Annotated in this window: 22 protein-coding genes; 17 read left to right on the plus strand and 5 right to left on the minus strand. The window is 70.7% G+C overall.

The window, feature by feature from the left end:
• Positions 1-41: 41 nt before the first annotated feature.
• Genes AC07RV_RS08850 through fabG form a run of 8 tightly spaced genes read left to right on the plus strand, consistent with a single transcriptional unit; the run spans position 42 to position 8,606 of the window.
• The gene (locus AC07RV_RS08850; RefSeq protein WP_296782849.1) at positions 42-1,769 is read left to right on the plus strand and encodes an AMP-binding protein; all 1,728 of its coding nucleotides are present in this window, start codon (positions 42-44) and stop codon (positions 1,767-1,769) included.
• Positions 1,766-2,782, plus strand: a complete 1,017-nt coding sequence (locus AC07RV_RS08855; protein ID WP_296782847.1) for a lysophospholipid acyltransferase family protein — start codon at positions 1,766-1,768, stop codon at positions 2,780-2,782. The genes AC07RV_RS08850 and AC07RV_RS08855 overlap by 4 nt, the downstream gene beginning before the upstream one ends.
• Positions 2,757-3,392 carry a LolA-related protein gene (locus AC07RV_RS08860; RefSeq protein WP_296782845.1) on the plus strand — a complete coding sequence of 212 codons (636 nt, stop codon included), beginning with the start codon at positions 2,757-2,759 and terminating at the stop codon, positions 3,390-3,392. The genes AC07RV_RS08855 and AC07RV_RS08860 overlap by 26 nt, the downstream gene beginning before the upstream one ends.
• On the plus strand, positions 3,389-5,806 hold the full coding sequence (locus AC07RV_RS08865; protein ID WP_296782843.1) for an MMPL family transporter: 2,418 nt from the start codon (positions 3,389-3,391) through the stop codon (positions 5,804-5,806). Before AC07RV_RS08860 ends, AC07RV_RS08865 begins: the two co-directional genes overlap by 4 nt.
• A gap of 16 nt (positions 5,807-5,822) precedes the next feature.
• The gene (locus AC07RV_RS08870) at positions 5,823-6,644 is read left to right on the plus strand and encodes a polysaccharide deacetylase family protein (protein ID WP_296782840.1); all 822 of its coding nucleotides are present in this window, start codon (positions 5,823-5,825) and stop codon (positions 6,642-6,644) included.
• Positions 6,641-7,405, plus strand: coding sequence for a class I SAM-dependent methyltransferase (locus AC07RV_RS08875; RefSeq protein WP_296782838.1), 765 nt, complete (start codon positions 6,641-6,643; stop codon positions 7,403-7,405). Before AC07RV_RS08870 ends, AC07RV_RS08875 begins: the two co-directional genes overlap by 4 nt.
• Positions 7,402-7,878 (plus strand): hotdog family protein, encoded by a 477-nt coding sequence (locus AC07RV_RS08880; protein ID WP_296782836.1) that lies wholly within the window; start codon positions 7,402-7,404, stop codon positions 7,876-7,878. The genes AC07RV_RS08875 and AC07RV_RS08880 overlap by 4 nt, the downstream gene beginning before the upstream one ends.
• A complete protein-coding gene (fabG, locus tag AC07RV_RS08885) occupies positions 7,875-8,606 on the plus strand; it encodes a 3-oxoacyl-ACP reductase FabG (protein WP_296782834.1) in 732 nt (243 codons plus the stop codon). Before AC07RV_RS08880 ends, fabG begins: the two co-directional genes overlap by 4 nt.
• A 7-nt stretch (positions 8,607-8,613) precedes the next feature.
• Here the strand turns inward: fabG and AC07RV_RS08890 are convergent, their stop codons facing one another.
• Positions 8,614-9,306, minus strand: a complete 693-nt coding sequence (locus AC07RV_RS08890; protein ID WP_093342156.1) for a P-loop NTPase family protein — start codon at positions 9,304-9,306, stop codon at positions 8,614-8,616.
• Positions 9,307-9,400: 94 nt separating this feature from the next.
• Between AC07RV_RS08890 and AC07RV_RS08895 the strand changes: the two genes are divergently transcribed.
• Complete coding sequence (locus AC07RV_RS08895) at positions 9,401-9,616, plus strand: hypothetical protein (RefSeq protein WP_296782832.1); 216 nt, start codon at positions 9,401-9,403, stop codon at positions 9,614-9,616.
• Positions 9,617-9,710: 94 nt separating this feature from the next.
• On the opposite strand, the gene AC07RV_RS08900 is transcribed toward AC07RV_RS08895, so the two are convergent.
• The 3 genes from AC07RV_RS08900 to AC07RV_RS08910 all read right to left on the minus strand — a co-directional run bounded on the left by AC07RV_RS08900 (position 9,711) and on the right by AC07RV_RS08910 (position 12,209).
• Positions 9,711-11,006 (minus strand): type II toxin-antitoxin system HipA family toxin, encoded by a 1,296-nt coding sequence (locus AC07RV_RS08900; RefSeq protein ID WP_296782830.1) that lies wholly within the window; start codon positions 11,004-11,006, stop codon positions 9,711-9,713.
• Complete coding sequence (locus tag AC07RV_RS08905; protein WP_296782827.1) at positions 11,003-11,359, minus strand: helix-turn-helix domain-containing protein; 357 nt, start codon at positions 11,357-11,359, stop codon at positions 11,003-11,005. The genes AC07RV_RS08900 and AC07RV_RS08905 overlap by 4 nt, the downstream gene beginning before the upstream one ends.
• Positions 11,360-11,450: 91 nt before the next feature.
• A complete protein-coding gene (locus AC07RV_RS08910; protein ID WP_296782825.1) occupies positions 11,451-12,209 on the minus strand; it encodes a hypothetical protein in 759 nt (252 codons plus the stop codon).
• Between the two features lie 148 nt (positions 12,210-12,357).
• Here AC07RV_RS08910 and smc point away from each other — a divergent pair, with 148 nt between their 5' ends.
• From smc to def, 5 genes are all read left to right on the plus strand, one after another.
• Positions 12,358-15,873: a chromosome segregation protein SMC gene (smc, locus tag AC07RV_RS08915; RefSeq protein ID WP_296782823.1), complete on the plus strand. Its 3,516-nt coding sequence runs from the start codon at positions 12,358-12,360 to the stop codon at positions 15,871-15,873.
• A 13-nt stretch (positions 15,874-15,886) separates the two neighbouring features.
• Positions 15,887-16,984, plus strand: a complete 1,098-nt coding sequence (locus tag AC07RV_RS08920; protein ID WP_093342147.1) for a cell division protein ZipA C-terminal FtsZ-binding domain-containing protein — start codon at positions 15,887-15,889, stop codon at positions 16,982-16,984.
• 80 nt (positions 16,985-17,064) lie between these two features.
• Positions 17,065-19,158 carry an NAD-dependent DNA ligase LigA gene (ligA, locus tag AC07RV_RS08925; protein WP_296782820.1) on the plus strand — a complete coding sequence of 698 codons (2,094 nt, stop codon included), beginning with the start codon at positions 17,065-17,067 and terminating at the stop codon, positions 19,156-19,158.
• 111 nt (positions 19,159-19,269) lie between these two features.
• On the plus strand, positions 19,270-19,731 hold the full coding sequence (locus AC07RV_RS08930) for a hypothetical protein (protein ID WP_256222437.1): 462 nt from the start codon (positions 19,270-19,272) through the stop codon (positions 19,729-19,731).
• 69 nt (positions 19,732-19,800) lie between these two features.
• A complete protein-coding gene (def, locus tag AC07RV_RS08935; RefSeq protein ID WP_296782816.1) occupies positions 19,801-20,340 on the plus strand; it encodes a peptide deformylase in 540 nt (179 codons plus the stop codon).
• Between the two features lie 39 nt (positions 20,341-20,379).
• Here def and AC07RV_RS08940 read toward each other — a convergent pair whose 3' ends face one another.
• Positions 20,380-20,769, minus strand: a complete 390-nt coding sequence (locus AC07RV_RS08940) for a DoxX family protein (RefSeq protein ID WP_296782814.1) — start codon at positions 20,767-20,769, stop codon at positions 20,380-20,382.
• Positions 20,770-20,989: 220 nt separating this feature from the next.
• Here AC07RV_RS08940 and AC07RV_RS08945 point away from each other — a divergent pair, with 220 nt between their 5' ends.
• Genes AC07RV_RS08945 through AC07RV_RS08955 form a run of 3 tightly spaced genes read left to right on the plus strand, consistent with a single transcriptional unit; the run spans position 20,990 to position 24,101 of the window.
• Entirely contained in the window at positions 20,990-22,024 is a 1,035-nt protein-coding gene (locus AC07RV_RS08945; RefSeq protein WP_203201111.1) for an amino acid ABC transporter substrate-binding protein, read from the plus strand.
• Positions 22,021-23,028, plus strand: a complete 1,008-nt coding sequence (locus AC07RV_RS08950) for an ABC transporter permease subunit (RefSeq protein ID WP_296782811.1) — start codon at positions 22,021-22,023, stop codon at positions 23,026-23,028. Before AC07RV_RS08945 ends, AC07RV_RS08950 begins: the two co-directional genes overlap by 4 nt.
• The gene (locus tag AC07RV_RS08955) at positions 23,025-24,101 is read left to right on the plus strand and encodes an amino acid ABC transporter permease (RefSeq protein WP_296782809.1); all 1,077 of its coding nucleotides are present in this window, start codon (positions 23,025-23,027) and stop codon (positions 24,099-24,101) included. Before AC07RV_RS08950 ends, AC07RV_RS08955 begins: the two co-directional genes overlap by 4 nt.
• Positions 24,102-24,205 lie beyond the last annotated feature (104 nt).

Raw genomic sequence — 24,205 nt, forward strand, 5'->3', positions numbered from 1 at the left:
GCCGGCCCGGCGGACCGACACGAGAGAGGAAAAGGCACCGCGTGACACCGAATCCTGGCCTGCTGCCGCTGCTCGCCGAGCGCGATCCCGATGCGCCGCTCGCCTGGCGCGCCGGCGTGCCGCTGAGCACGCGCCAATTCCTGGCCGACGTGGCCCGCCTCGCGCCGCAGCTGCCCGCGCAGGGCGCCGCGGTCAATCTCTGTTCCGACCGCTACGACTTCATCGTCGGCATGGCCGCGGCCCTGGTGCGCGGCCATGCCAGCCTGCTGCCGCCCGACGCGCGCGCCGACACGCTGTCGCGGCTGCGCGAATCGCATGGCGACGGCCTGTTCGCGCTGGTCGACGACCCGGCGCTGCAGACGCCCGGCATGGCGCGCCTGGTGATCGAGAAGGCGGCTGGCCCAGCGCCGGGCGATGCCGGCGGTGGCGCCGACACGGCCGCCGTGCCCATGATCGACGCCGAACGCCACGCGGCCAGCCTGCTGACCTCGGGCTCCACCGGCGCGCCCCAGCCGCATGCCAAGACCTGGCGCACGCTCACGGGCGACGTGGCGGTGGCGGTGGAGCGCCTGTGCCGCGTGCTCGATCTTCCTTCGCTCGCGGGCCTGACGCTGGTCGCCACGGTGCCGGTGCAGCACAGCTACGGGCTCGAATCCTCGGTGCTGCTGGCGATGCTCGGCGGTGCCGCCTTCGACAGCGGGCGGCCCTTCTTCCCGGCCGACGTGGCGCAGGCCCTGGCCTCGGTGCCGCGGCCGCGCGCGCTGGTGACCACGCCGTTCCACCTCAAGACGCTGCTGCTGTCGGGCATCGCGCTGCCCGAGGTCGACCTGATCCTCTCGGCCACCGCGCCGCTGTCGCCGCAGCTCGCCGCCCAGGCCGAGCAGGCGCTGCACGGCGTGCTGCTCGAGATCTACGGCAGCACCGAGTCAGGCCAGGTCGCGATGCGCCGCACCACCGAGACCGAGGTCTGGGAGACCTTCGGCGAGATCCGCGTGCATGCCGAGCCGGGTGGCGAGGACGGCAACGAGCGCTTCATCTTCAGCGGCGACTTCCTGCCCGAGCCGACGCCGATGGCCGACGTGCTCGAGCTGCTCGACGAACGCCGCTTCCGGCTGTTCGGCCGCGCCAACGACCTGATCCACGTGGCCGGCCGGCGCAGTTCGCTGGCCCACCTCAACTATCACCTCAACAGCATCCCCGGCGTGGACGACGGCGCCTTCTGGCTGCCCGACGAGGTGGCCGACGGCGTGGTGCGGCCGATCGCCTTCGTGGTCGCTCCCGAACTCACGGCGGCGGTCATCGTTGCTGCGCTGCGGCAACGGCTCGAGCCGGTCTTCGTGCCGCGGCGCGTGGTGCACGTGAAGAGTTTTCCGCGCGAGGGCACGGGCAAACTCACGGTGCGCGCGCTACGCGAGTTCGCGCTGGCGCAACTGGCCGAGGACGGCACGCCGGTGCGGCTTCTGCACACGGTGCCGGTCGACCATCCGGCGTTCGCCGGCCACTTTCCCGGCCAGCCGCTGCTGCCGGGCGCGCTGGTGCTGGCCGAGGTGCAGGAGGCGATCCGCCGCGTGCCGGCGCTGCTGGCCCGGCTCGGCGCCCATCCCACGCTGGCCGCGGCCAAGTTCCTGGCGCCGGTGCGCCCGGGCGCCGTGCTGGCGATCGAGCTGAACCCCGAGGCCAGCGGCGGCGGTGTGCGCTTCGACGTGCGCTGCGACGGCGTGGTGGCTGTCACCGGCCGCTGGACCCCCGTGGCAGAGTCGCCGCGATGAAGCACACGGAGGCCGAGACCCGCGCGGTGAACGCCGCGGCCCGGACGGAGGCCGAGGCGGCCGACTGGACCCGCGCCCCCGAGCGCAGCAACATGCTCGCGCTGCGCTTCATCTGCTTCATGGCGATCTTCTTCGGCCGGCGCATCACGCGGCTGCTGCTGCCGCCGATCGCGCTGTACTTCCTCTTGTTCGCGCCCACGCCGAGGCGCCACATCAAGCGCTACCTGTTCCGCGCCATCGGCCCGCAGGCCGGCTGGGTCGACGGCTTCAAGCTGCTGCATGCCTTCGCCTCGACGGTGCTCGACCGGGTGTATTTCCTGCGCGGTCGCATGGACCTGTTCGACTTCCGCATGGACGGCCAGGTCGAGCTCGAGAACGCGGCGCTCGAGGGGCGCGGCGCCTTCCTGCTCGGTGCGCACGTGGGCAGCTTCGAGGCCATGGGCGCCTGCAAGCGCCAGCAGCCCGACCAGGCGCGCATGCGCCTCGCGATGCTGATGTATCCCGACAACGCGCAGCGCATCACCGCCATCCTCAATGCGATCAGCCTGCCCGAAGCGCGGCCGCACGTGATCGCGCTGGGCCGACCGCACTCGATGCTCGCGCTGCGCGACTGGCTCGACGGCGGCGGCATGGGCGGCATGCTGGCCGACCGCACGCTGCCCGGCAGCGAGGACCAGCCGGCGCAGCAGCGCGGCAACAACATCGTGCTGCCGTTCCTGGGCCGGCCCGCCAGCTTCAACGACGGGCCGTTCCGGCTCGCGGCGCTGCTGCGGCGGCCGGTGTTCTTCATGGCCGGGGTCTACCACGGCGGTGCGCGCTACGATGTCCGCTTCGAACGCCTGGCCGACTTCGGCCAGCGCCCGGCCGATGCCGCCGAGCGCGAACGGCTGATCCGCGCCGCGGTCGAAGCCTATGTGGCGCGCCTGGAGGCGCTGTGCCGCGCCTACCCCTACAACTGGTTCAATTTCCATGATTTCTGGCTCGAAGATGCAGATGCGCCCGCGGCGGGTTGAACGGTTCATCCAGGCCCTGCTGCTCGTGCTGGCCTTCGGCGCCGCACCGGCCTGGGCCTTCGACCTCAGCGAACTGATGGGCCTGCTGGCCAAACAGAAGAGCGGCGAGGCCCGCTTCACCGAGCAGCGCTTCGTGCACGGCCTCGAAGGCCCGCTCGATGCGCGCGGCACCTTGAGCTTCGACGCGCCCGACAAGCTGGTGCGCCGCACGCTGTCGCCGCGCGTCGAGACCATGGCGGTGGAGGGCAACACGCTGACCCTGTCGCGCAGCGGCCGCAACCGCACGCTCGCGCTCGACAGCATGCCCGAGCTGCTGGGCCTGGTCGAAGCCATGCGCGGCACGCTCAGCGGCGACGGCACCACGCTGCAGCGCTACTTCCGCAGCACCGTGACCGGGTCGGCCAACCAGTGGGCGCTCGACCTCACGCCGATCGACAGCCGGCTCGCGGCCCAGGTGCGCAGCATGCGCATCAGCGGGCGCGCGAGCGACGTGCTCGGGCTCGAGATGGAGTTCGTCGGCGGCGACCGCTCGGTGATGAACATCGTGCCCGACCGTCCCGCGGCTGCCCCCGCACCGGCGGCGGCGCCGGCCGGGCGCGGCACGCCGTGAGCGCGACCGCGCCGCAGGGGCCGCCGAGCTGGCAGCGCCGCGCGGTCGTGCTGCTGGTCTGGGTGGCGCTGCTGCTGGCCGGCGTGTTCGAGATCTCGCGCACCCATTTCAACGCCGACCTGTCGGCCTTCCTGCCCAAGAGCCCGGATGCGCGCCAGCGCGTGCTGATCGAGCAGCTGCAAAGTGGCGTGGCCTCGCGCACCCTGATGCTGGGCCTCGAGGGTGGCACGCCCGAGGCGCGCGCGCAGGTGTCGCGCGCGATGGCGAAGAGCATGCGCGAGAGCCAGCTGTTCGACCTGATCCAGAACGGCGACACCGGCGACTGGACCGAGGCCGGCACCTGGGTGTTCCAGCACCGCTATCAGCTCTCGCCGGGCGTGGCGCCCGAGCGCTTCACGGTCGAGGGCTTGCGCGACGCGATCAACGAGACGCTGTCGATGCTCGGCACGCCGGCCGGCAACGTGATCAAGCCCTTCCTCGACCGCGATCCCACGGGCGAGACCACGCGCATCGCCGAGGAGCTGGTGCCGGCCAGCGCGCCGCGCAGCGAAGGCGGCGTGTGGATGTCGCGCACCGCGCCGCGCGCGCTGATGATCCTGACCACGCGTGCCGCCGGCAGCGACCTCGACGCGCAGGCGGTGGCGATCGCGCGCGTGCACGCGGCCCACGAGGCGGCCACGCGCGATCTGGGCGAAGCCAAGCCGCAACTGCTGCTGACCGGCCCGCCGGTGTTCTCGGTGCTCAGCCGCGACAAGATCAAGACCGAGGCGATCCATCTCGCGATCGTCGGCGGCATCGTCATGGGCGGGCTGCTGCTGCTGGCCTTCGCCTCGCCGCGCGCGCTGGTGATCGCCTTCCTGCCGGTGGCCACCGGCGTGGTGATCGGCACCGCGGCGGTCAGCTGGGTCTTCGGTTCGGTGCACGGGCTCACGCTGGGCTTCGGCAGCACGCTGATCGGTGAGACCGTCGACTACGCCATCTACTACCTGATCCAGGCGCGCGGCGCCGCGGTGCCCGGCACCGGCTGGCAGCGCTGGCGCACGGTGCACTGGCCCACGGTGCGCATCGGGCTGCTGACCTCGGTCTGCGGCTTCGCGGCGCTGGTGTTCTCGGGCTTCCCGGGCCTGGCCCAGCTCGGCGTGTTCTCGATCGCCGGCCTGGTCGCGGCCGCCGTCGCCACCCGCTACGCGCTGCCGATGCTCGCACCCGACGGCGCCACCGGCATGGGCATGCGGCGCCAGATGGCGAGCTTCGCCGGCCTGCTGGTGCGCAACCTGCCGCGCCTGCGCTGGCCGCTGGCGGCGCTGGGCGTGGCCGCGGTGGCGCTGGTGCTGTGGCAGGGCGGCCACCTGTGGCGCGCCGATCTCAGCGCGATGAGCCCGGTGCCGCGCGCGCAGCAGCAGCTCGACGAGATGCTGCGCAACGACATCGGCACCAGCGACGGCGGCATCATCGTGATGGCCAACGGCACCGACGCTCAGGCGGCGCTGCGCAACAACGAGGCCGCGAGCGCGAAGCTCAGCGCGCTGGTCGACCGCGGCGAGCTCGGCGGCTTCGAGACCGTGACGCGCGTGCTGCCGAGCATTGCGGCCCAGCAGGCGCGCCTGGCGAGCCTGCCCGATGCCGACACGCTGCGCACCCGCCTGGCCGAGGCCACGCAGGGCCTGCCGCTGCCGGCCAGCCGGCTCGCGCCCTTCATCGCCGACGTCGAGGCCGCGCGGCAGCTCAAGCCGGTGCAGCTCGACGAACTCCGCGAAGGCCCGCTGCGCGCGGTGGTCAGCTCGCTGATGTACGAGCGCCCGGGCGGCGGCTGGTCGACGCTGATCGCGCTGCATCCGGGGCCGAAGTTCGAGCAGGCGAAGCTCGAGGCCGCGCTCGTCGGCGTGCCCGAGGTGCAGGTGGTCGACGTGGGCCGCGAGCTCGGCAGCCTCTACCAGCGCTACCTGCACGAGGCCTTCGTGCAGGTGCTGCTGGGCGCGCTGGCGGTGGTCGTGCTGCTGGGCATTTACCTGCGCTCGGGCCGGCGCCTGCTGGCGGTGTGCCAGCCGCTGCTGTTCGCCGTGATGCTCACGCTCGGCGGCATGGCCGTGATGCAGGCCGCGCTCGGCATCCTGCACCTGGTGGGGCTGCTGCTGATCGTGGCGGTGGGTTCGAACTACGCGTTGTTCTTCGACCAGTTGCGCACGACGGGCCGGGCCGACGAGGACACGCTGGCCTCGCTGATGCTCGCCAACCTGACGACCGTGGTCTCCTTCGGCCTGATCGCGATCTCCGACATTCCCGCGCTGTCCTCGATCGGCCGCGTGGTAGCACCGGGTGCGCTGCTGGCGCTGCTGCTGTCGGCCGCCTTCGCGCGCCGCGTGACGCCACCCGCGGGCGAGGCGGGGTCTTCGGACGGCGGCGCGCGCGGCTGACGCACAATCCCGCGCCATGTCGACCGCACCCGCCGTCCCCGAATCCTGGCCCTGGCCGCCGGCCATCCGCGCCAGCGCGGCCTGGCATGCGGCCGCCGTCGGCGCGGGCGTGCTGGTGCCGGGCGCCTGGCCCTGGGCCCTTGGCGCGATCGTGCTCAACCATGCGTTGATCACCGCGGCCGGACTCACGCCGCGCAGCCGCCTGTTGGGCCCCAATGTCACGCGGCTGCCCGCGGCGGCCGTCGCGCGTCGCGAGGTAGCGATCACCATCGATGACGGCCCCGAACCCGCGGTGACGCCGCGTGTGCTCGACCTGCTCGACGCCCATGGCCAGCACGCCACCTTCTTCTGCATCGCCGAGCGCGTGCAGGCCCAGCCGGCGTTGGCGCGCGAGATCGTGGCGCGCGGCCACAGCATCCAGAACCACACGGCGCGGCATCGGCACAACTTTTCCTTCCTCGGCCCGCGTGGCTTCGCCAGCGAGATCGCACGGGCGCAGCAGATCCTGAGCGAGGTCACGGGCCAGCGCCCGAGCTGCTTTCGCGCGCCGGCCGGGCTGCGCAATCCCTTCCTGGAGCCGGTGCTGCACCGGTTCGGCCTGTCGCTCGTGAGCTGGACCCGCCGCGGCTTCGACACCCGCGAGGGCGATGCGCAACGCGTGCTGTCGCGCCTCACGCGGGGCCTGGCGGCCGGCGACATCCTGCTGCTGCACGACGGCAATGCCGCGCGCACCGCCCGTGGAGAACCCGTATTGCTGGAGGTACTGCCCTTGCTGCTCGAACGTCTGCGCGCCGATGGACTGCGCGCCGTGACCCTGCCCGAGGGGCTTCGGGAATGAGCGCCGTGCTCTCGACCGACGGCGCCTGGCGCGAGCTGCACGAGGCCGCCACCGATCCCTACAAAAAGGGCGGCAGCTTCGCCTGGCACTTCGCGCGCGGCAAGCTCGGGCGGGATCCGGTGTTCCGCGGCCTGCTCGAACGCGGGCTGATCGATGCACAGCATCGGCGCGTGGTCGACATCGGCTGCGGCCAGGGCCTGTTCGCGAGCCTGCTGGCCTCGATGAGCCGCATGCAGCAGCAGGGCCGCTGGCCCGCCGGCTGGGGTGCCACGCCGAGCGCCGCCGAATACACCGGCATCGAGCTGATGCCCAAGGACGTGGCGCGCGCCGAGGCCTCGATCGGCCATCTCGAGCCCGCGCCGCGGCTGCTCTGCGCCGACATGTGCGCGGCCGACCTGCCCGACTGCGACTTGGTCGTGATCCTCGACGTGCTGCACTACGTGGACCATGCCGCGCAGGAAGGCGTGCTGCGCCGCGTGCGCGATGCATTGCAGCGTGGCGGCAGTCCCCGGGCGCGGCTGCTGCTGCGCGTGGGCGATGCATCGAGCCGCCGCGGCTTCGCGATCAGCCAGTGGGTCGACCGCACCGTGACGCGCGTGCGCGGCCACAAGGTGTCGCCGACCTGGGGGCGTCCGCTGGTCGAATGGAAGGCGCTGCTCGAGCGGCTGGGTTTCGGCGTGCAGAGCATTCCGATGAGCGAAGGCACGCCGTTCGCCAATGTGCTGCTGGTGGCCGACCTCGCACTGGAGGGCGCGCGATGAGCTTTCTGCCGCAGACGCTCGAGCGCGACGGCATCGCGCAGCGCATACCGCACCGCGGCAGCATGTGCCTGCTCGAACGGCTCGAGGGCTGGGATGCCGAGACGATCCGCTGCAGCACCACGACCCACCGCCAGGCCGACAACCCGTTGCGCACGGCCAGCGGGCTGCTGGCGCCGAATGCCGTCGAGTACGCCGCGCAGGCGATGGCGCTGCATGGCGGGCTGCTGGCGAGCGAAGGCGACAGGCCCTCGGCCGGCTTCCTCGCGAGCACGCGCAGCGTGCGCACGACGGTGGCGCGGCTCGACGAGGTCAAGGGGCGCTTGCAGGTCGAGGCGCGGCGGCTGTCGGGCGACGCCCAGCAGGTGATGTACGAGTTCTGGCTCAGGGACGGCGAAGGCCGTGCGCTGGCCGATGGCCGCGCGGTGGTGGTGCTGAACACGCCACTGGCCCTGGACACCCCGAAGGAATCATGAGCCTCCAAGGAAAACGCGCCCTGATCACGGGCGCCAGCGGCGCGCTCGGTGCCGCCATGGCCGAACGCTTCGCGCGCGACGGCGCGACCGTGCTGCTGCATGCGAACTCGCGTCCCGAAGCGGTCGAGCAGCTGGCCGCGAAGATCGCCGCGGCCGGCGGCAAGGCCGAATGCCATGTCTTCGACCTGCGCAGCGACGAGGCGTGCGCCGCCGCCTGCGCGCGCATGCTCGAGGCGGGGCCGGTGCAGGTGATCGTCAACAACGCGGGCGTGCACGACGACGCGGTGCTGCCGGGCATGCGCGCCGAGCAGTGGCACAAGGTGATCGACATCTCGCTCAACGGCTTCTTCCGCGTGACCCAGCCGCTGCTGCTGCCGATGCTGCGCACCCGCTGGGGACGCGTGCTCAACATCTCGTCGGTGGCGGCGCTGGTGGGCAACAAGGGCCAGGTGAACTACGCGGCGGCCAAGGGCGCGCTCAACAGCGCGACCAAGGCGCTGTCGCTCGAGGTGGCCTCGCGCGGCGTGACGGTGAATGCGATCGCGCCCGGGATCATCGCCTCGCCGATGGCCGACGCGGCGTTCGACCCGGCGCTGATCCAGCAGATGGTGCCCGCCAAGCGCGCCGGCAAGCCCGAGGAGGTGGCGGCGCTGGCCGCCTTCCTCGCGAGCGACGAGGCGGCCTACATCACCGGGCAGGTGATTTCCGTCAACGGCGGAATGATCTAGCTGGCGCTCAGAGCGGCAGCGTGTCGAAGGCCGCGTAGGCGGTCGCGAGCCACGACTTCACGCGCTGGCGTTCGAGCAGCCCCAGCGCATGCGGGCCTTCGCGGTCGTTCACGGCCTTCCAGAAGCTGGTGCTCTGCGCATCGATCTTGCGCATGCTGGCCTCGTGCAGGCGCGGCAGCGCGATCACGCGCGCGCCGTTCGCGGTGGCCTTGGACATCGACTGCGAACCGAGCAGGGTGCCGAAGTCGCTGCCGCGGCCGTAGTTCTGCACCACGATGTAGTTGGGCCGCTTGCCGAAGGTATCGACCAGCGTACCGAGCAAGTCGGAGGAGTCCTTGCCGTCGTCGAGCACGTGCCAGAAATTGACGGTGACGCCGATCTCGGCGAAGACGTCGAACAGGTCGGATTCCTTGATCCAGCGCGCCAGCGGTGCCAGCGTCTGCGCCGCGAGGTCGACGATCACGCTCTGCTGCGGATGGGTCTCGAAGCCGTTGACCACGGTGTCGAGCCCTTCGAAGCTGTCGACCACCACAGGCGAGGCGAAGCCTTCGTAGAAGCGGGTGAACGAGCTGTGCGAGCGATCGGTGTCGAAGCCCGTGAAGGAGCGGCTGTGGTCGATGAAGTACTGGGCCAGGACCCGTGCCGTGACCGACTTGCCGACCCCGCCTTTTTCGCCGCCGATGAAATTGATGGAGCTCATGGTGTCGCTGGTAGATGTGGAAGATTCAGGGAGCCGGCGACAGTTTGCCTCAGCTTCTGGGGGCGGACTCCCGGCGCGAGGACGAATCGCGTGAATGGACGCTGTCGACACGGTCGTCAGGCTGGCCTTGCGGGGAGGGCGCAGCGAGGAGGCTGCCGTCGCCGCCGATGAAGCGCCGCCTCGCGGCCGTGAAGGCGGCGCTGCCGGCACCGAGCAGGCCCAAGGCGGCGCAGGCTGCGCCCGCGTCGATCAACAACTCCAGAACCACGATACCGACTCGCATGCGCCAATTCCCGTCATGTTGCGTTGAACTATGTCACCTGGGCGGGAAGCATCATCGCGGAAAGTTGTGCGCGTGTGTATCTCGTGCCTCGCGGCGATGCCGGTTCCGCCAGACCCGGGGCCTATTGGCCGCGCCGGGCCATTCCCTGCAGCAAGGGGTGGGATTGCAGGCGCTGCTGCAGCCGCGCCTTCCAGGGCGCGGGCAGGGTGGAGCCGTCGATCATCGCGGGCCACTGCTCGCGCGCGCGGCGCGCGGTGTCGCTGACCACGCGCCGCACCTGCGGCTCGTGCAGGCCGGCCGAAAAGCAGAAGGCGCGCACGTTGGCGGGGCTGAACAGGCCGCTGCGCCGGGGCGCGGCATGGCCCGTGGTGGGGAGCAGCGGGAGCGCATGGCCCTCGACGCCCTGCAGCGCCGCATAGGCCACGATGTCGTAGGCCGGCGCGAAGCGCGGCGAGGCACCGTCGGGATAGAGCACGCCGAAGTTCTTCAGGTGCGCATCCGGGTTGCCGAGCAACTCGTTGACCGCGAGCCGGCGCACCAGCTCGAGCACCGCCTCCTCGCCGAGCGAGGGAAAGGCCCGCATCGCGAGCGCCATGTCGAGGTAGCTGCCACCGTACTTGTGCAGCGGGTCGAAGCCCAGCACCTGCGCGAAGTCCTCGAAGTGGATGCGGCGCGCGCCTTCGCGGTCGAAGCGCGTGACCGCGAGGAACTCGGGCTCGTCGGGCAGGGCGTAGCTGTGCTCGGCTGAAATTGCAGACAGCGGCGCGAGTTCGGCATGGCAGACCTCCGCACCTGCGGCGGCGGCCATCTGAAGCGAGAGCATCTCCAGCTGCGGCATGTGCGGCCGCCCGGCCACGGGCAGCTTGGCGATCACACGCGTGCTGGCGCCGGCGCGGGTGCGCGCCACGTAGCGCCCGCCCTGGCGGCGCAGGCCCAGCTTGGGCTGCACGCCCGACACCGAAATGCCCTGCGGCATCGGCAGCTCGACCACCGACATCTCGAGCGCGTCCTGGTCCTGCGTGATGAGCCGCTGCAAGGTGGCGCGGTCCACCGACACCGGGCGCGCGCTCACCGCGCCCGGCAGGTCGCCACCGCAGGCCGCGAGCAGCTCGAAATGGTCGTTCTCGCGGCAGCCGCGTAACTGCGCGATGTGGCTGCGCAGCACGCCTTCGGGCAGCAGGTTCTGGAAGAAGCGCGGCAACTGGCCGCCCTGCGCGTTGAACAGCGGATTCTTGATGTCGCTCCAGAGGGCCGCCTGCGAAGCGGCATCGTTCGCCACCATCGACAGCGACAGCACCTCGGCCGGCGGCGCCGCGACGATCTCGGGCTCGGCCACGAAGCGGCACAGGTCGGCGTACTGGAACAGCTTGCCGAAGCGGCGCGTGCCGAGCGCGATCTCGAGGATCTTGACGTTCATGGCGAGCGCTTGCGCGAGCCGCGGCGGGCCGGAGTTTCGCGCAGGTAGGGCGGCGGCTCGGGCGGCAGCGCCAAGGCGGCCACCGCGGTACCTACGCGCGTGGCAACGGGGCGGTAGCCGGCATCGGTGTCGAGCACAGCGCTGGCGCCGAAGCCCTTGGGCACCAGCTGAAGCTCGAGCCCCAGCGCATCGACCAGTGCGAGCAGCGAGGACATCTGCGGATTGCCCTGCGGCCCGAGCGCGTTGCGCACCGAACGCTCGGTCAGGCCCGAGCGCTGCGCGACCTCGGCGCCGGAGAGGCCGGAGGCCTCGCGGCGGGCGATCAGCGCGGCGATCAGTTTCTGCTTGGTCATGGAAAGATATTACCGCAAATGACCAATTCGGAAATATGTTTCCCAAGGCATCTCTGGGCCGAGGCGACGGCGGCGTGCCGTCCGCCCAGATTCAGCGCGGCACCAGCGTGAAGAAGGGCATCACCACGCCCATCACCCAGTTCTGCCCGAAATCGAGCGCCGCGCGCCGGTACTTCTCGTCGGCCTGGGCCGCCAGCAGGTCGAGCCGCGCGACCACTTTCGACAGCTCGCGGTCGGCCACGAGGTTGCGGCCGCGTTCGCTGATCTCGGTGGCCAGCAGCAGCGGCTGGCCGTCGGGGCCGGTCTTGGAGGCGATCAGCCACAGCGAGATCTCGAAGTTGCGCGCGGCCCGGTAGCTGTTCTCGGCATTGATGCCGTCGATCATGCTCTGTTCCCAGGTGTCGCCATTGGCCTGCTTGAGCATCGAGGCCCAGCCCACCACCAGCGCGGCCACGCGGTCGCCCTGGTAACCCTGCGGCCCGGTGTCGAAGGCCAGGCGGATCGCCTCGATGCCGGTGACGCCGTGCAGCTCGGGCAGGTCGGGGCCCTGCGTCACCGCGGCCCAGGCGCGCTGGCTGGCGGCGTCCATGCTGGCGGCCGACTTGCGCCATTCGCGCGGATTGCGCCGGTAGAGCGTGGTCTGTACGCGCCGTATCGATTCGAGGTTGTCGCGCAGCGAGAGGTTGGCGATGCGATTGGCGCTCGACTGCAGCCATTCCTGGTTGGCGTAGGGCTCGGCGCGCTGGGTGTTCTGGAACGCACCGCAGCCGCCGAGCCCGAGCAGGGCACCGGTGCCCGCGAGCAGCCAGGCGCGGCGGTCTTTCAGGGGAGAAACCGAGGATTCGCTCATGCCCTGACGTTATCATCCACGGCTGGGGCGGCGGCCTGCTTCAAGCGGCGGGCCCGTGCAATTTTCCTTACAAATCAATACCTTGGCGTTAATTGTTGAGCCGCCTTCCAGGGCGGGGACACACTGACCCAGGACAGGCCGACAAGTCGTGCGTCTCAATTCCATCAAGCTCTCGGGCTTCAAGTCGTTCGCCGAACCCACCAACTTCCTGCTGCCGGGCCAACTGGTCGGGGTGGTCGGGCCCAACGGTTGCGGCAAGTCGAACATCATGGATGCGGTGCGCTGGGTGCTGGGCGAGTCGCGCGCTTCGGAACTGCGCGGCGAGTCGATGCAGGACGTGATCTTCAACGGCACGACCACGCGCAAGCAGGCCAGCCGTTCGAGCGTGGAACTGGTGTTCGACAACGCCGACCACCGCGCCGGCGGCCAGTGGAACCAGTTCGGCGAAATCGCGGTGCGACGCGTGCTCACGCGCGACGGCACCAGCAGCTACTTCATCAACAACCAGCCGGTGCGCCGGCGCGACGTGCAGGACGTGTTCCTCGGCACCGGCCTCGGCCCGCGCGCCTACGCCATCATCGGCCAGGGTACGATCAGCCGGATCATCGAATCGAAGCCCGAGGAACTGCGCCTGTTCCTCGAGGAGGCCGCGGGTGTCTCGAAGTACAAGGAACGCCGCCGCGAGACCGAGAACCGCCTGGGCGACACGCGCGAGAACCTGACCCGGGTCGAGGACATCCTGCGCGAGCTCAACGCCAACCTCGAGAAGCTCGAGAAGCAGGCCGAGGTCGCCGCGCGCTACAACGCGCTGCAGGGCGACGCCACCAGGAAGCAGCATCAGCTGTGGTTCCTCAAGCGCGCCGAGAGCGAGAGCGACAAGGCGCGCATCAAGGCCGAATCCGAGAAGGCGATCAACGACCTCGAGTCGCGCACCGCCGACCTGCGCCATATCGAGAATGAACTCGAAACCGTGCGCCAGGCCCACTACGGCGCCGGCGACCTGGTCAATCAGGCCCAGGGCAAGCTCTACGAAGCCAGTGCCGAGGTCGGCCGGCTCGAGGGCGAGATCCGCTTCGTGGTCGAGGGCCGCCAGCGCGTGGAGCAGCGGCTGGTGCAGCTGCGCGAGCAGATCGCGCAATGGGACAACCGCCGCGTCGAGGCCGAGGCCGAGATCGAGACGCTGGCCGGCCAGGGCATCGACGCCGAGGAGCAGGCCGTGCTGCTGGCGGCCCAGCTCGAGGAGCACGACGCGCGCATGCCCGAGCTCGAGGAAGCGCAGCAGCGGGCGCAGGACCAGGCCAACGCGCAGCGCACGGCCGTCGTGCAGGTGCAGCAGCAGATCCAGGTGCTGGCCGCCGACCAGCGCAACATCGAGGAGCAATCGCGCCAGCTCAACCAGCGCAGCGAGCGGTTGCGCGCCGACCAGAAGGGGCTGGCCGCGCCCGACGAGGCGAAGCTGGTCGCGATGCAGGAGCAGCTCGAGGCCGCGCAGGAAGCGGCCAGCGAGGCCGATGCGCGGCTGCAGGACCTGCAGGAAGCGGTGCCGCGGCTCGACGACGACCGTCGCGCGCGCCAGCAGGCGGTGAACAGCGAGGGTGCGCGCCATGCCGAGCTGTCGGCGCGGCTGGAGGCGCTGCGCGCGCTGCAGGAGAAGGTCAAGACCGACGGCAAGCTCGCGCCCTGGCTCGCCAAGCACGGGCTCGACGGCCTGCAGGGCCTGTGGAGCCGCATCCACATCGAACAGGGCTGGGAGAACGCGCTCGAGTCCGCGCTGCGCGAGCGCCTGGGCGCGCTCGAGGTCAGCCGCCTCGACATGGTCCGCGCCTTCGCCAACGACGCGCCGCCGGCCAAGCTGGCCTTCTACAACCCGCCGGTCGCCGGCGTGCCCGAGGGCGCCGCCAATCTGCCGCGGCTGTCGAGCCTGCTGCGCCTCAACGACGCGGGCCAGCAGGCGCTGCTGGCCGACTGGCTGCATGGCTGCTACACCGCCGCGAGCTTCGAAGAGGCGCTGGCCCAACGCGGCACGCTGCAGCCCGGCGAGACGATCTACGTGCAGAGCGGCCATGCCGTGAGTTCGCACGGCGTCAACTTCTACGCCCCCGATTCCGAGCAGGCCGGCCTGCTGGCGCGCCAGCAGGAAATGGAGAACCTCGACCGCCAGCTGCGCGCCCAGGCGCTGATCAGCGAAGACGCGCGTGCCGCACTGGTGCGCGCCGAGGCCGCCTACGCCGATGCCGCGCAGCGGCTGGTGTCGGCGCGCCGCGAAGCCGCCGACACGCAGTCGCGCGCGCACGAGCTGCAGGTCGAGACCCTGCGCCTCACGCAACTGGCCGAGCAGACCCGCGCGCGCAGCGAGCAGCTCGCGGCCGATCTCGGCGAGGTCGACGCCCAGCTCGAGGAACTGCAGGAGCGCCGCATCGCCGCCGAAGGCCGCTTCGAGGAACTCGACATGCAGCTGGCCGACAGCCAGGAGCGCCATGCCGAGCTCGACGAACGCGTGATCGAGGCCGGCCGCGCGCTGACCGCCAGCCGCGAGCAGCACCGCAGCCTGGAGCGCCAGGCGCAGGAAGCCACCTTCGCGCAACGCACGCTCGACGCGCGCCGCGGCGAGCTCAACCGCTCGATCGAGACAGCGTCGCAGCAGACCGTGGCACTGACCGACGAGGATGAACGCGCCCGCGGCGAACTGAGCCGGCTGTCGGATGCCGCCGCCCAGGCCGGGTTGCAGGACGCGCTCGCGCTCAAGCTCGAACGCGAGACCGCGCTGGGCGCCGCGCGCAGCCAGTACGACGACCTCACGCTCAAGCTGCGCGCCAGCGACGAGCGCCGGCTGCAGCTCGAGCGCGAACTCGATCCGCTGCGCCAGCGCATCACCGAATTCCAGCTCAAGGAGCAGGCCTCGCGCCTGGGCTTCGAGCAGTACGAACAGCTGCTGGCCGATGCCGGCGCCGACCTCGAGGCCATCGCGCTCTCGATCGAGACCGACAAGGTGCGGCTGACCGGCCTGCAGGGCGAAATCGACCGCCTGAACCGCGAGGTGGTGGCGCTCGGCGCGGTCAACCTCGCGGCGCTCGACGAGCTCGCGGTGGCGAGCGAGCGCAAGGTCTTCCTCGACGCCCAGTCGGCCGACCTCAACGAGGCGATCACCACGCTCGAGGACGCCATCCGCAAGATCGACGCCGAAACGCGCGACCTGCTCGGCGGCACCTTCAAGACCGTGAACGAGCACTTCAGCCGCATGTTCCCCGAGCTGTTCGGCGGCGGCAACGCGAAACTGATGATGACCGGCGACGAGATCCTCGACTCCGGCGTGCAGGTGATGGCGCAGCCGCCCGGCAAGAAGAACCAGACCATCCACCTGCTGTCGGGCGGCGAAAAGGCGCTGACCGCGATCGCGCTGGTGTTCGCGATCTTCCAGCTCAATCCTGCGCCCTTCTGCCTGCTGGACGAAGTGGATGCGCCGCTGGACGACGCCAACACCGAGCGCTACGCCAAACTCGTGACCGCCATGAGCCGCGAAACCCAGTTCCTCTTCATCAGTCACAACAAGATCGCCATGGAAATGGCCGAGCAACTGATCGGCGTGACGATGCAGGAGCAGGGCGTCTCGCGCATCGTCGCGGTCGACATGGAAGCGGCGGCCTCGATGGTCGAGGCAGCCTGAGGCGCGCGCACCCATGAGCAATCTCACGCTTGCCCTGGCCATCCTCGGTGGCCTCGTCCTCGCGGCCGTGATCGGCTACGACGCCCTGCGCTCGCGCCGCAACGCACCGCGCCAGCCCGATGCCGCCGACGGCGAACCGGCCGATGCGCAGCGCGCACCGTCCGAAGACGGCTACGAGCCGGTGATGCACATCGATCCGCGCCAGGTGCCGACGCACGACCGGCACGAACCGCTGTTCGATCCCGACCTGCCGGCGCCCGGCACGCTGCCGGTGCCCACGGGCGAACGGCGCGGCGGGCTCGATCCGCTGATCGACGTGATCGCGCCGATCTCGCTCGACGGCCTGGCCTCGGGCGATGCCGCGATCGCCGCCATGCCGCCGACGCGCCGCGCGGGCAGCAAGCCGGTCGCCATCGAGGGCCTGAACGAGCACTCGCGGCAATGGGAGCCGCCCGTGCCGGGACAGCGCTACGGCGCGTTCCAGGTCGGCGTGCAGCTGGCCAACCGCACCGGTGCGCTCAACGAGATCGAGTATTCCGAGTTCGTGGTGAAGGCCCAGGCCTTCGCCGACACGGTGAACGGCGCGCCCGAATTTCCCGAGATGCTCGACGAGGTGGCGCGCGCCCGCGAGCTCGACCAGTTCGCCAGCGCGCACGATGCGCAGTTGGGCTTCGTGCTGCGCGCGCTGCATGCGGCCTGGAGCCCGGGCTACGTGCAGCAGAACGCGGCGCGGCTGGGCTTCGTGGCCGGCATCATCCCGGGCCGCATGGTGCTGCCGACCAGCGAATTGGGCCTGCCGCCAATCCTGGGCCTGGCCTTCGACACCCAGGCCGCGCTGGCCGACGACCCGGCGCAGTCGGCGATCCGCGAACTGAGCCTGAGCCTCGACGTGCCCCAGGTCGACCGCGGCGAGCAGCCGTTCACCCGCATGCGCGAGATCGCCGCCACGCTGGCGCGCGAAATGGACGGCGTGGTGACCGACAGCGACGGCCAGCTGCTGCGCGACGAGACCATGGACGCCATCGGCGCCGACCTCGAGCAGCTCTACGACACGCTCGACGCGCGCGACCTCGCGGCGGGCTCGCCGCTGGCGCGCCGCCTGTTCAGCTAAGCCGTTCCCGCCATGCACAAGGCCGCCCAGCCCGCCACGAAGCGGTCGGGCGGCCGCATCGTTTTTTCGGAAGACACCCCATGACCACGCGCGACGAAGCGGCCCGCGAAGCCGCCGACCTGAGCGAGAAGCTCCACCACAACGCCCATCTCTACTACGTGCTCGACGCGCCCGCGCTGCCCGATGCCGAGTACGACCGCATGTTCCAGCGGCTGCAGGCGATCGAGGCCGAGTTTCCCGAGCTGCGCACGCCCGACTCGCCGACGCAGCGCGTGGGCGGCAAGGTGCTCGATGGCTTCGTCAAGGTGCGCCACAAGGTGCCGATGCTGTCGATCCGCACCGAGACCGACATCACGCCCGGCGGTGCCAGCAGCTTCGACGCGCGCGTGCGGCGCGAGCTCGGCCTGGCCGAGGACGGTCCGCAGATCGCCTACGTCTGCGAGCTCAAGTTCGACGGGCTCGCGATGAACCTGCGCTACGAGCACGGCGTGCTGGTGCAGGCCGCCACGCGCGGCGACGGCGAGGTCGGCGAGGAGGTCACGCAGAACATCCGCACCGTGCGCGAGATCCCGCTGCGGCTGAAGGGCAACGCGCCGCCGGTGGTCGAGGTGCGCGGCGAGGTCTACATGAAGCGCGCCGACTTCGAGGGGCTCAACGAGCGCCAGCGGCAGAAGATCGCGGCCGGCCAGAAGAACGAGAAGGTGTTCGTGAACCCGCGCAACGCGGCCGCGGGCGCGGTGCGCCAGCTCGACCCGGCGATCGCCGCCGAGCGGCCGCTGAGTTTCTTCGCCTACGGCCTCGGCGAGGTCACGCCGCCGGCCGAGGGCGGGCCCGACTGTCCGACCCAGTTCGACTGGCTCCAGCAGTTCCATGCCTGGGGCTTCCCGGTGGCGATACAGACGGCGCGCGCGACCGGCGCGATCGAGCTGATCGCGTTCCACGAGAACATCGGGCGCCAGCGCGACAGCCTGCCCTACGACATCGACGGCGTGGTCTACAAGGTCGACAGCGTCGAGCTGCAGCGCCAGCTCGGCTTCGTCTCGCGCGAGCCGCGCTGGGCGGTGGCGCACAAGTACCCGGCGCAGGAACAGATCACCGAGGTGCTCGGCATCGAGGTGCAGGTCGGGCGCACCGGCAAGCTGACGCCGGTGGCCAAGCTGGCGCCGGTGTTCGTCGGCGGCGTGACCGTGACCAACGCCACCCTGCACAACGAGGACGAGGCGCGCCGCAAGGGCGTGCGCGTGGGCGACCGCGTGATCGTGCGGCGCGCGGGCGACGTGATCCCCGAAGTGGTGGGCGTCACGCCAGAGAGCCTGGCGCGGCCCGAGGGCGAGCGCGGTGCCATCTTCACCATGCCTCACAAGTGCCCGGTCTGCGGCTCGGATGCCGTGCGCGAGGAGGGCGAAGCCGACTACCGCTGCACCGGCGGACTGTTCTGTGGTGCCCAGCGCAAGGAGGCGATCCTGCATTTCGCGGCGCGCCGCGCGGTCTACGTCGACGGGCTCGGCGACAAGCTGGTCGAGCAGATGGTCGACGCCAACCTGATCCGCACCTTGCCCGATCTCTACAAGCTGGGCTTCACCACGCTGGCGGGGCTGGAGCGCATGGCCGACAAGTCGGCGCAGAACCTGGTCGACGCGCTCGAGGCCTCGAAGAAGACCACGTTGCCGCGCTTCCTGTTCGGTCTGGGCATCCGGCATGTGGGCGAGAGCACCGCGAAGGACCTGGCCAAGCACTTCGGCAAGCTCGACGCGATCATGGATGCGAGCGAGGAGCTGCTGCTCGAGGTCAACGACGTCGGCCCGGTGGTGGCGCAGAGCCTGCGCACCTTCTTCGACCAGCCGCACAACCGCGAGGTGGTCGAGCAGCTGCGGGCCTGCGGCCTGAGCTGGGAGGAGGGCGAGCCCGCGGCGCGCTTGCCCAAGCCGCTGGCGGGACTGACCTTCGTCATCACCGGTACCCTTCCTACGCTGAGCCGCGACGATGCGAAGGACAAACTGGAATCGGCCGGTGCCAAGGTGGCCGGCTCGGTCAGCAAGAAGACCCACTACCTGGTGGCCGGCGAGGAAGCCGGCAGCAAGCTCGACAAGGCGCGCGAGATCGGCGTCGAGGTGATCGACGAGGCGCGTATGCTGGACATACTCGCCAACGGCGTGCCTCCGGCTGCGGAGTGAGGGGACGGCCTCTCGACTTACCGGCCGTTACGCGACTTCACACCAGCGCAGTCAACAGGGCCTACAAGCTGGTACGTTGAATGAACGCAGAAGGCTGACAAGGAGACCCTCATGCAGAAAACTCGTGTTCTCGGTTTATGCCTCGCGGCCGGCGGCCTCGCGCTGCTCACGGGCTGCGTCGCGGTGCCCGGCGATCCGTACTACAACGGGGGCTACAGCGGAGGGTATTCGGATCCCTACTATTCCGATCCCGTCGTGGTGCAGCCCGCGCCCGTGTACATCAACGGCGGCGGCACCTACTACGACCGCCGTCCCTATTACCGCGACCGGCCGTACTACGGACGTCCCGCCTATCCGTACCCGTCCCGTCCGGGCTGGAACGGCAATGGCGGCGGACGTCCCGGCTGGGGCGGACGCCCGCCCGCGGTCGTGCCGCCGGTGGCGCTGCCACGCCCGCAGCCGCAGCGCACCGTGCCGGTCACGCCCGGCACCGGCCGCGGCGTTCCGGGTGCCTTGCCGGGCATGCCCGGCTATGTGCCGCAGAACATCGCGCCGTCTCTGCCGGGCCATTAAGCCGACAGCGCCGGGTGGGCGCGGCGCGCCCGCCTGCGCGGCCCGCGAGCCCTCGCGATAATCCGCGCCATGGCCATCCACGAAATCCTCAAGATGGGCGACCCGCGCCTGCTGCGCATCGCGCAGCCGGTCACCGCCTTCGACACCGACGAACTGCACCTGCTGGTGCGCGACATGTTCGAGACCATGCATGCGGTCAATGGGGCCGGCCTCGCGGCACCGCAGATCGGCGTCGACCTGCAGCTGGTGATCTTCGGCACCGACGTCGTGAACCCACGCTACCCCGACGCTCCGCCGGTGCCGCGCACCGTGCTGCTGAACCCGGTCATCACGCCGATCGGCGAGGCCGAGGAAGAGGGCTGGGAAGGCTGCCTGTCGGTGCCCGGACTGCGCGGCGTGGTGCCGCGCTTCTCGAACATCCACTACACGGGCTTCGATCCCTATGGCGATCCGATCGACCGCACGGCCAGCGGCTTCCATGCGCGCGTGGTGCAGCACGAGGTCGACCACCTGCTGGGCAAGCTCTATCCGATGCGGGTGCGCGACTTCTCGCGCTTCGGCTACACCGAGGTGCTGTTCCCGGGCCTCGACGCGGCCGACGACGATTGAGCGGCGGACCGGGCCCGCGGCCCGGTTGCGTGGCCCGAATTACTTGCTGTTGAGCCCGAAGCGACCGCCGCCCGTGAACGCGAGCGCGATGGCCGAGAACAGGAACATGCCCTGCAGTTCGAGCGCCCAGCCACCCTGGCCGTTGAGGGCGCCGAGGTCCTTGCGGTGCACCAGCCAGATCGCCACCAGCATGTTGATCGCCACGATCGCCGCCGCGGGCCGCGTGTAGAGGCCGATGATCAGCAGCACCGGCGCGATGATCTCGCCCACGTAGACCAGGTAGGCCAGCACGCCCGGCAGGCCATGCGAGGCCAGCATGCCGCCGATGCCGTCGACACCCTTGGTCACCTTGGCGATGCCGTGCAGAAGGATGAAGATGCCCAGGGCGACGCGAAGAATGAGCTTGCCGGTGTCGTCGGACTTGAACATGGTCGGGGTTCCTCGGTGATGGTTCGAAATGTTGCGAGGGCCGTATGGTAGTGAAGAAACGGCATGCATCCGCGCATGCGCCCACGACGCATGCACGGGCTTCGCATATGCATCCAACCGCCTGTTCTTTGGCGGCCCGGCGCGCCGCCTCGTACACTGCCTTTTTGCCTTTGCGCAGACACCCCCACCGCAGACCGTGACCCTTGAGGAGAACCCACCCATGACGCCCCGATTCCGATCCGCCTTCGCCCTGGCCGCGGCCGCCGCCGCGCTGGTCGCCGCCGCGCCCGCCTTCGCCGGCAAGACCCTCGATGCGGTCAAGCAGCGCGGCAGCGTCAAGTGCGGCGTGACCAATGGCGTGGCCGGCTTCTCGGCGCCCGACACGCAGGGCAACTGGTCGGGCCTCGACGTCGACACCTGCCGCGCGATCGCCGCGGCCGTGCTCGGCGATGCGAAGAAGGTCGAGTTCGTGCCGCTCAATTCGCAGCAGCGCTTCTCGGCGCTGCAGGCCGGCGAGATCGACATCCTCGCGCGCAACACCACCTGGACGCTCACGCGCGACGCCTCGCTGGGCTTCAACTTCACGACCATCACCTACTACGACGGCCAGGGCTTCCTGGTGCCGAAGAAGCTCAAGGTCACGAGCGCCAAGCAACTGAAGAACGCGACCATCTGCACCCAGTCGGGCACCACCAACGAGAAGAACGTCTCCGACTACTTCCGGGCCCAGAACATCCCCGTCAAGACCGTGGTGTTCGAGAGCTTCGAGGCCTCGTTCAAGGCCTTTTTCTCGGGCCGCTGCCAGGCCTTCACCACCGATGCCTCGGCGCTAGCCGGCTTGCGCAACAAGGAGGCGCAGAACCCCGACGACTACCTGATCCTGCCCGAGCTGATCTCCAAGGAGCCGCTGGCGCCACTGGTGCGCCGCGGCGACGACGAGTGGTTCGCGATCGCCAAGTGGGTGCCCAATGCGCTGATCGAAGCGGAAGAGGCCGGCATCACCGAGGCCAACGCCGAACAGCTCAAGGCCTCGAGCAAGGACCCCGCGCAGCAACGCCTGCTGGGCGCCGGTGAAGACCTCGGCAAGCTGCTGGGCCTCGACAAGGACTGGTCCTACCGCGCCATCAAGGCCGTGGGCAACTACGGCGAGATCTTCGAGCGCAACGTCGGACCGAAGTCGGTGCTGAAGCTGCCGCGCGGCTCCAACAACCTCTGGAGCAAGGGCGGCCTGATCTACGCACCGCCGGTGCGATGAGCCTGCGGGCCGCGGGCGGCGCGCGCCGCTCGGCCTGGCTGGCCTGGGCCGTGCAGGTGCTGCTGGTGCTGGCCGTGGTGGCCGGCGCCTTCTGGGTCGTGCATCACGCACTCGAGGTGCTGCGCGCGCGCGGCGTGCGCTCGGGTTTCGACTTCCTCACCGAGCCCGCGGGCTTCGCGATCAGCGAGGGCTGGCTCGACTTCGAGGCCAGCCAGCCGTCGTGGCGAGCCTTCCTCGCCGGCCTCGTCAACACCGTGCGCGCCGCGGTGCCGGCCGTCGTCTTCTCGGTGCTGCTCGGCACCTTGATCGGCATCGGCCGGCTCGCGCCGCACGTGCTGGTGCGCGGCATCTGCACCGCCTATGTCGAGCTGCTGCGCAACGTGCCGCTGCTGGTGCAACTGCTGATGCTGGCCTTCGTGATGGCGAACCTGCTGCCCGACCCGACCGAGCCGGTGCGGCTGCTGCCGGGCGTGTGGCTCAGCAAGGGCGGCCTCAGCGTGCCGTGGCCGGTGGCGGGCGAGGGCGGCTGGTGGCCCACGCACCTCGAATGGCCCGAGCGCGGCGACTTCGGCGTGAACGGCGGCGCGGCGCTGAGCCCCGAGTACGTGACCATCGTCGCGGGCCTGTCGCTCTACTCGGCCGCCTTCGTGGCCGAGATCGTGCGCGCGGGCATCCTGTCGGTGTCGCAGGGGCAGGTGCTCGCGGGGCAGGCGATGGGCTTCTCGGCGGTGCAGCTACTGCGCATCGTGATCCTGCCGCAGGCGCTGCGCGTGATCGTGCCGGCGCTCACGAACCAGGTGCTGAGCCTGGTCAAGAACTCCTCGCTCGCGGTGGCGGTCGGCTATCCCGAGCTGGTGTCGGTGGCCAACACCACCATCGGCGCGAACGGCCGCGCCTTCGAGTGCATCGCGATCATCATGGCGGTCTACCTGTTGCTGTCGCTCGTGATCTCGCTGGGCATGAACCGCTACAACGCGCGCGTCGCGCTGCGGGGCTGGCGATGAGGGTCGTGCGAGGCCCGATCGCCTGGCGGCACGAACTCTGGGGTTCGCCGCTGCGCACGCTTGCCACGCTGCTGCTCGCGGCGCTGTTGGCCTGGGCCGGCTGGCACCTGGTCGAGTGGGCCGTGGTGCACGCGGTGTTCCGCCCCGATGCCGAGGCCTGCCGGGCGGTGCAGCACGGCGCCTGCTGGGGCGTGGTGGCCGAGAAGTGGCGGCCGATGCTGTTCGGCCGCTTCCCTTATGAAGACCAGTGGCGCCCCGCGATCGCGGTCGCGCTGCTGTCGGCGGTCACGGTGCTCAGCGCCTGGCCGCGCAGCTGGCGCTGGTGGCTGCCGCCGTTGTGGCTGCTGGCGCTCGCGGCCTTCGTGCTGCTGATGCGCGGCGGCGTGTTCGGCTGGAGCCACGTGCCGACCAACCGCTGGGGCGGCCTGCCGCTGACCATCGGGCTCGCCGTGGTCGGACTGGCGCTGGCCTTTCCGCTCGCGCTGCTGCTGGCGCTCGGACGCCGCTCGGGCTGGCCGGTGGTGCGCACGCTCTGCGCGAGCTACATCGAGCTGGTGCGCGGCGTGCCGCTGATCTCGGTGCTGTTCATGGCCTCGTTCCTGCTGCCGCTGCTATGGCCCACGGGCTGGCAGCCCGACGTGCTGGTGCGCGTGCTGGCCGGGCTGTCGCTGTTCGTGGCCGCCTACCTGGCGGAGATCATCCGTGGCGGCCTGCAGGCCGTGCCGCGCGGCCAGACCGAGGTCGCGATGGCGCTGGGCTTCGGCCGCTGGCCGGTGCAGCGCGACATCGTGCTGCCGCAGGCGCTGCGGCTGGTCGTGCCGGCGCTGACCAACAACGTGGTCGGCACGCTCAAGGACACCTCGCTGGTCACGGTGGTGGGGCTGTTCGAGCTCACGGGCGCACTCGGTCTGTCGCTCGGCGGCGATCCGACCTGGCGGCCGTTCTACCTCGAGGGCTACCTGTTCATCGCGGCGATCTACTGGCTGCTGTGCTTCGGGCTCTCGCGCTACAGCGTGTGGCTCGAGGAGCGCTTGTCGGCCGTGCCGCGCGTGGTCCAGGCCGAGCCGGCCTGAAGCGTCCTGTACACTCCGCCCCCATGTCGTGTTTCCACCCCGCCTTCGCATCGAGCGCCGCCCTCATGGGCCGCATGATGCCGTCCGCTTCCGCGCGGACCGGA

The sequence above is a fragment of the Variovorax sp. GW821-FHT09B01 genome, from assembly GCF_059418345.1.

Coding starts and splice junctions, on each gene's coding strand:
- AC07RV_RS08855 (WP_296782847.1), top strand. CDS start 1,766: ATGAAGCACACGGAGGCCGAGACCCGCGCGGTGAACGCCGCGGCCCGG.
- AC07RV_RS08860 (WP_296782845.1), top strand. CDS start 2,757: ATGCAGATGCGCCCGCGGCGGGTTGAACGGTTCATCCAGGCCCTGCTG.
- AC07RV_RS08870 (WP_296782840.1), top strand. CDS start 5,823: ATGTCGACCGCACCCGCCGTCCCCGAATCCTGGCCCTGGCCGCCGGCC.
- AC07RV_RS08875 (WP_296782838.1), top strand. CDS start 6,641: ATGAGCGCCGTGCTCTCGACCGACGGCGCCTGGCGCGAGCTGCACGAG.
- AC07RV_RS08880 (WP_296782836.1), top strand. CDS start 7,402: ATGAGCTTTCTGCCGCAGACGCTCGAGCGCGACGGCATCGCGCAGCGC.
- fabG (WP_296782834.1), top strand. CDS start 7,875: ATGAGCCTCCAAGGAAAACGCGCCCTGATCACGGGCGCCAGCGGCGCG.
- AC07RV_RS08890 (WP_093342156.1), bottom strand. CDS start 9,306: ATGAGCTCCATCAATTTCATCGGCGGCGAAAAAGGCGGGGTCGGCAAG.
- AC07RV_RS08895 (WP_296782832.1), top strand. CDS start 9,401: ATGGACGCTGTCGACACGGTCGTCAGGCTGGCCTTGCGGGGAGGGCGC.
- AC07RV_RS08900 (WP_296782830.1), bottom strand. CDS start 11,006: ATGAACGTCAAGATCCTCGAGATCGCGCTCGGCACGCGCCGCTTCGGC.
- AC07RV_RS08905 (WP_296782827.1), bottom strand. CDS start 11,359: ATGACCAAGCAGAAACTGATCGCCGCGCTGATCGCCCGCCGCGAGGCC.
- AC07RV_RS08910 (WP_296782825.1), bottom strand. CDS start 12,209: ATGAGCGAATCCTCGGTTTCTCCCCTGAAAGACCGCCGCGCCTGGCTG.
- AC07RV_RS08920 (WP_093342147.1), top strand. CDS start 15,887: ATGAGCAATCTCACGCTTGCCCTGGCCATCCTCGGTGGCCTCGTCCTC.
- ligA (WP_296782820.1), top strand. CDS start 17,065: ATGACCACGCGCGACGAAGCGGCCCGCGAAGCCGCCGACCTGAGCGAG.
- AC07RV_RS08930 (WP_256222437.1), top strand. CDS start 19,270: ATGCAGAAAACTCGTGTTCTCGGTTTATGCCTCGCGGCCGGCGGCCTC.
- def (WP_296782816.1), top strand. CDS start 19,801: ATGGCCATCCACGAAATCCTCAAGATGGGCGACCCGCGCCTGCTGCGC.
- AC07RV_RS08940 (WP_296782814.1), bottom strand. CDS start 20,769: ATGTTCAAGTCCGACGACACCGGCAAGCTCATTCTTCGCGTCGCCCTG.
- AC07RV_RS08945 (WP_203201111.1), top strand. CDS start 20,990: ATGACGCCCCGATTCCGATCCGCCTTCGCCCTGGCCGCGGCCGCCGCC.
- AC07RV_RS08950 (WP_296782811.1), top strand. CDS start 22,021: ATGAGCCTGCGGGCCGCGGGCGGCGCGCGCCGCTCGGCCTGGCTGGCC.
- AC07RV_RS08955 (WP_296782809.1), top strand. CDS start 23,025: ATGAGGGTCGTGCGAGGCCCGATCGCCTGGCGGCACGAACTCTGGGGT.